This window comes from Actinomycetes bacterium (genome assembly GCA_022396035.1).
GTDB lineage: Bacteria > Actinomycetota > Humimicrobiia > Humimicrobiales > Humimicrobiaceae > Halolacustris.
The window spans coordinates 1-5,805 of record JAIOXO010000038.1 but is presented as its reverse complement, the minus strand read 5'-3'; the positions used below and the strand labels follow the sequence as shown (position 1 = coordinate 5,805).

Annotated in this window: 7 protein-coding genes; 4 read left to right on the top strand and 3 right to left on the bottom strand. The window is 44.9% G+C overall.

Features of this window, described 5'->3' with window-relative positions:
• Nucleotides 1–158 precede the first annotated feature (158 nt).
• Nucleotides 159–788, top strand: coding sequence for a protein-L-isoaspartate(D-aspartate) O-methyltransferase (locus K9H14_08215; GenBank protein MCG9480169.1), 630 nt, complete (start codon nt 159–161; stop codon nt 786–788).
• Here K9H14_08215 and K9H14_08210 read toward each other — a convergent pair whose 3' ends face one another.
• Both K9H14_08210 and K9H14_08205 read right to left on the bottom strand, forming a co-directional pair.
• Nucleotides 789–1,568 carry a 4Fe-4S binding protein gene (locus K9H14_08210; protein MCG9480168.1) on the bottom strand — a complete coding sequence of 260 codons (780 nt, stop codon included), beginning with the start codon at nt 1,566–1,568 and terminating at the stop codon, nt 789–791.
• On the bottom strand, nt 1,568–1,972 hold the full coding sequence (locus tag K9H14_08205) for an Rrf2 family transcriptional regulator (protein ID MCG9480167.1): 405 nt from the start codon (nt 1,970–1,972) through the stop codon (nt 1,568–1,570). The genes K9H14_08210 and K9H14_08205 overlap by 1 nt, the downstream gene beginning before the upstream one ends.
• A gap of 107 nt (nt 1,973–2,079) precedes the next feature.
• Between K9H14_08205 and K9H14_08200 the strand changes: the two genes are divergently transcribed.
• From K9H14_08200 to nth, 3 genes are read left to right on the top strand one after another with little or no spacing between them, the layout of a single operon-like run.
• The gene (locus K9H14_08200; protein MCG9480166.1) at nt 2,080–3,168 is read left to right on the top strand and encodes a DUF763 domain-containing protein; all 1,089 of its coding nucleotides are present in this window, start codon (nt 2,080–2,082) and stop codon (nt 3,166–3,168) included.
• Entirely contained in the window at nt 3,161–4,885 is a 1,725-nt protein-coding gene (gene polX / locus K9H14_08195; GenBank protein ID MCG9480165.1) for a DNA polymerase/3'-5' exonuclease PolX, read from the top strand. The genes K9H14_08200 and polX overlap by 8 nt, the downstream gene beginning before the upstream one ends.
• A complete protein-coding gene (gene nth, locus K9H14_08190) occupies nt 4,882–5,541 on the top strand; it encodes an endonuclease III (protein MCG9480164.1) in 660 nt (219 codons plus the stop codon). Before polX ends, nth begins: the two co-directional genes overlap by 4 nt.
• A gap of 1 nt (nt 5,542) precedes the next feature.
• Here the strand turns inward: nth and K9H14_08185 are convergent, their stop codons facing one another.
• Nucleotides 5,543–5,680 (bottom strand): hypothetical protein, encoded by a 138-nt coding sequence (locus K9H14_08185; protein ID MCG9480163.1) that lies wholly within the window; start codon nt 5,678–5,680, stop codon nt 5,543–5,545.
• Nucleotides 5,681–5,805: the final 125 nt, after the last annotated feature.

Genomic DNA, 5,805 nt, shown 5'->3' with positions numbered 1-5,805 from the left:
TAACTACCTTCACTGGTTTGAGTTTATTGATACTGTAGCGAAGGGTAAAACCAGGCAAGCAGCAAGAAGGGCTCTTCTGCTGGGAGCTTGTTCTGTAAAGGTGGTGTAGGGAAAATCAACAATACTTTTAAAAAGAGCCAAAAATAAAAAGTTTCATTATGGACGGCCTCCAGCAACAAAGAAGAAGAATGATTAATGACCAGCTGATCTCCAGGGGTATTGAAGACAGCAGGGTTTTAGAAGCTATGGACAAAGTCCCCCGGGAGAAATTTGCAGGCCTGAAAAATAAGGCCCAAGCTTATGACGACCGGCCTTTACCTATAGGCAGCGGCCAAACCATCTCCCAGCCCTACATAGTAGCCCTGATGACCCAGCTGCTTCAATTAAACGGAAAAGAAAAAGTGCTGGAAATCGGGACCGGTTCCGGTTACCAGACTGCAATTCTGGCTGAACTGGCCCAGAAGGTTTATTCAGTAGAAGCCATAAAAGAATTTCATACCCGGGCCCAAAAGCTTCTAATCACCTACCGCAATGTATACCTTTATCATGGTAACGGTTATAATGGCTGGAAAGAACATGCCCCCTATGACCGAATAATAGTTACCGCCGCTCCCGAAAGGATACCGCCCCCGCTGACCGAACAGCTTGCTCCCGGAGGTATAATGATTATCCCGGTAGGTACTTCTCCTTTTAACCAGACCCTGTATAAAATAACCAGGAAGGGGCAAAACATTGAAAAGGAAGCGGTAAGCCAGGTAGCCTTCGTTCCTTTAAGGGAAGAACTTTAATTATTTTATTTCACCCTTCACCGTAACCGTCATCTGGGCAAAAGGAATAGTCTTGCCTGATGCCTTTATGGCCTCCTGAACCAATCTTACCATGCCGCTGCAGCAGGGCACCTCCATTTTCACTACCGTAACCGACTTGATCCTGTTCTGGTTGAATATCTGCAAGAATTTTTCCATATAAGCCTGGGCATCATCAAACTTGGGACAGCCCACTAGTACAACTTTGCCTTCCAGTAACTGGTGAAAACCAGGGTAGGCGAAGGGCACACAATCTGCAGACACCAGAAGCTCTGAGTCCTGTAAAAATGCTGCCGCCGGAGGTACCAGATTTATCTGTACCGGCCAGTTGCCCAGCTTTGATGACCCCGAATATATTGCCTCTCCAGGCTTCTTGCTGTCTTGCTGGGCCTCCAGATCATCAGGTTCATCTTCTATCTTAATTCCCTGGCTGTGCAGATACTGTTGGGCCTGTTTTAAATACTGGCTCTGGCCATGGCTTTTTAAATGTTTCAGGTGGGCTTTAATAACTTTGTCTCCCTGTTTTACGATATTCTTAATAACCTTGTTCTCATCATAAGGCTCCGCTTCCCTCATTTCTGTAGTTATAGCTTCCTGGGGGCAATCACCAATACAGGCTCCCAGCCCATCACAATACAGATCACTGATCAGCCTGGCCTTACCGTCAATTAGCTGTATGGCTCCCTCGGGACAATTGGGTACGCATTCTCCGCACCCGTTACATTTCTGTTCATCTATCTTAATTATCTGTCTTTTTGCCATCATTTCTCCTCTATTAATTGCTTTATGGTTATATTTTCCAGCTGTTTCTGTACATAATTCTTGATTGACATTATTTTTTTCCGTAACAGGCAATCCTTTATATTGCCACAAATATCTTTATTAAATATACATTGCAGCAGCTCAAATTTTCCCTGAAATATATCCATTATATCTAGGAGATAAATATCTTCAGCCGGCCGGGCCAAACTGAATCCTCCTCCCTTACCCCTGGTTGAATCCAGTATGTTTCCATTGGCCAGCTGCTGCAGGATCTTCCGCAGGAAAGGCTGGGGTATATCCAGAATTTCTGCCAGCTGTTTTACAGTATGGTCCTGATTACTGTGCTTGGCCATATAAACTAAAGCCCTTATTGCATAATCGGTATCTCTGGTTATAAGTTTCATTTTTCACCTCAAACTAATGATACATAATTAGTATCATTATTACAAGCAGCTATTTATCCTTTGCCCCAATCAATGTTAAAATAGTATCATTAAATTAGGAGGAATCTATGAAAACCGGCTCAATGAAATTGCCCCTCCATGGGGGTAAAGCTCCATATTGGCTGTTTAACCGGATGAAAAAATTGGCCCGGGAGATTGTGTGCCTGATGGTTTCAGAATACGGACCGGCAGAAGTGCTCGGACGGCTGTCTGACCCTCTGTGGTTTCAAGCCCTGGGCTGTGTTTTAGGTTTTGACTGGCATTCCAGTGGAGTAACCACCACCGTCTGCGGTGCGCTGAAAGAAGGAATCAAGGGGCTGGAAAAGGACCTTGGCCTATATATTACCGGCGGGAAAGGGGCTACCTCCCGAAAAACACCCCAGGAGATTGAAACCGCTGGCAATGCTCTGGGGCTGGATCTGTCTTCTTTTGTATATAACAGCAAAATAGTAGCCAAGGTGGACAGCTCCGCCATACAGGACGGGTACCAGCTGTATCACCACTGTTTCTTTTTTACCGCCGATGGAAAACACTGGTCTGTAATCCAACAGGGTTTAAATGATAATAACCGCATGGCCAGAAGATACCACTGGTTGTCAGAAAAAGTATCTGATTTTACTATCGAACCCCATACCGCAATTTGCTGTGACCAAAAAAACCCTACCCTGAATCTGGTACACCGGACCAGCCAAAATACCAAACAGGTAATGGCTGAACTAACCCGGCAAAAACCGTCGGCAGTATTAAAGGATGTTAAGCTGCTAAAGGATTACCAGGAAAAAAAATACAGCCTTCCCGCCAGGCACCAGATTAAAATAACTGATATGGATTTTACCCGGCTTTCCAAGATATTTGCCCGAACCTATGAATTGAAACCCAAAAACTTTGAGTCCCTGCTTTCCCTGAGAGGAGTTGGCCCCAAGACCGTCCGTGCTCTGGCCCTTATATCGGAATTGATTTATGGAGCCAAATACAGTATTCAGGATCCGGCAAGGTTCAGTTTTGCCCATGGGGGAAAGGATGGAATTCCCTATCCGGTGGACCGGGAAAATTATAACCGCTCCATCGATATCCTTCACCGGGCAGTAAAGGAAAGCAAGATAGGAATAAGTCAGAAATCCCAGGCTATAAAGAGATTGGCATCTTTCTATGGATAAACAGCAGATCAGTAAAATACTGGCCGAAACGGCCACTCTTTTAGAGCTAAAAGACGAAAATCCTTTCAAGATAAGGGCTTACCAGAATGCAGCCAGGGCCCTGGAATCATCCACTCTGAATCTTTCAGACAACCCTGGCATAGAAAAACTTGTACAGATAAAAGGGATTGGTAAAAAAATTGCAGAACAGATTCTGCAAATGATTCAGGGCAACCAGTTTGAACTGTACCAGCAGCTGAAGCAGGATATACCCCCGGGACTGGTAGAAATGCTGAAGATACCTACCCTGGGACCCCGCAAGATTAAATACCTTTATCACAGCCTGGGAATAGAAAGCATATCCGAGCTGGAACTGGCCTGCAATAATAATACTATAGCAGCCCTGCCCAATTTCGGGTCCAAAACCCAGCAAAACATCCTAAAGGGCATAGAGACAGTAAAAAAATTCAGGGGCAATTTCCTTTATGCAGAAGTCATAGATGAAGCCGCCAAGCTGTTAGATGAGCTAAACAGGCACCCGCAGGTTATTCGAGCCAGCATGGCTGGAAGTCTGAGGAGAAAAAAAGAAGTGGTAAAGGATATAGATTTGGTAGCCAGTTCAACCAGCCCGGCCGAGGTCATGGATTTTTTTATCTCCTTTGCCGCCCAGAAGGATATAATTGCCAGGGGGGAGACCAAATCCAGCATAACCTTAAAATCAGGAATAAATGCAGATTTAAGGATAGTGGAGGACTACCAGTACCCCTATGCCCTGCATCATTTTACCGGCAGCAGGGAACATAATACTGCTATGCGTTCCAGGTCCAAAAAACTGGGAATAAAAATGAACGAGTATGGCTTGTTTGAACAAGATAAGTTGATAGAGTGCAGCAGTGAAGAAGACCTTTTCAAGGTTTTTTCCATGTCTTACATACCTCCGGAACTGAGAGAAAATCTGGGGGAGATTGAAGCAGCAAAAAATGGCATCCTGCCCCGGTTGATCCAAGAATCCGATATCCGGGGGCTCTTTCATATCCATACCAGTTTTAGTGACGGCAATATTGGGATTGACCAGGTATGTAAATTCCTAAAAGATAGGGGTATGCAGTATGCAGGTATAAGCGACCACAGCCAGACCGCAGCCTATGCCCATGGGGTAAAGGAAAAAGATGTAGAAAAATATCTATCTCATTTGCAGCAGATAGAAAAAGAGTTTGAAGATTTCAGCATTTTTAAAGGCATAGAATCAGATATTCTACCAGATGGAAACCTGGATTACAGCAGCCATATCCTGGCCGGGTTTGATTTTGTAATAGCTGCCATACACTCCAGTTTCAACATGGATGAGCAGGCCATGACCAACAGGGTAATAAAGGCCATTGAAAACCCCCATACCACCATACTTGCCCATCCTACTGGAAGAATACTGCTTGCCCGCGAACCCTACAAATTGGACATAATAAGGGTCATAAATGCAGCAGCAGCCCACGGGGTAGCCATAGAAATAAATGCCAATCCCCACCGGCTGGATTTGGACTGGAGATTGGTAAAATACGCCCGGGATAAGAAGGTAAAGATATTTATCAGTCCCGATGCCCATCACCTGGCCGGCCTGGAAGATTATAAATACGGAATAAACACCGCCCGTAAAGGATGGCTTACGTCCAGTGATGTAGCCAACACCATGAACCGGAAAGAAATGAAAAAATATCTAAAATCAATGAAAGGCAGGAAATGAGCAAACAAGGACTGTATAAACCAGCTATAGACAATATTGATAAAATAATTTCAACCTTGAGGAAACAGTATCCGGAAGCCGACGACACTTCACTAAATTTTGAAAACCCCTTTCAGCTTCTTATAGCCACCATACTGGCCGCCCAGAGCACTGATAAGCAGGTAAATAAAGTAACCCCTGACTTATTCAGCCACTACCAAACACCCTCGGAGCTGGCCCAGGCTGATATTTCCCGCCTGGAACAGGAAATCAGATCCACAGGCTTTTTTAGAAATAAGGCCAAAAGCATAAAAAATTGCGCCGGGGACATAATAAAAAAATTTAATGGCCAGGTGCCCTCCAATATAGACGACCTTACATCACTATCGGGAGTGGGTAGAAAGACCGCCAATGTAGTTCTGGCCAATGCCTTCGAACAGCAGGCCATAGTTGTAGATACCCACATGAAAAGGATTGCTGCCAGACTGGGCCTGACCACCAATTCCAACCCGGATAAGATAGAATTAGATTTACAACAGGTTATACCCGGGAATAGTTGGACAGATTTTTCGCATAAGATTATTGCCTTTGGAAGAACTATCTGTCTGGGACGAAACCCTAAATGCAGTCGGTGCAGCATTCTGTCCTGGTGCCGCTACGGCCAGGAAAATGCCTGAACTAAATGTCTTTGCCCAGAGTAGATTTAGCCAGAGAAGCATGTTTTACCCCTTTTACAGCCTTAAGTTTTGCCTCCAGCTGATACACCTGCCTCATTTTACCCTTTACTACCTGACTTGACCGAATCAGGAACCACATTTCAGCCTAGATTTTGTTTATCAGCGCCCGTGCCGCCGAGGGCACTACCGGTTCGACGATTCTGACCTTTCCTGCTATCCGCAGCTTTCCGGTTTTAATAGGTCGCAGTATCTTAAGGAAACGTT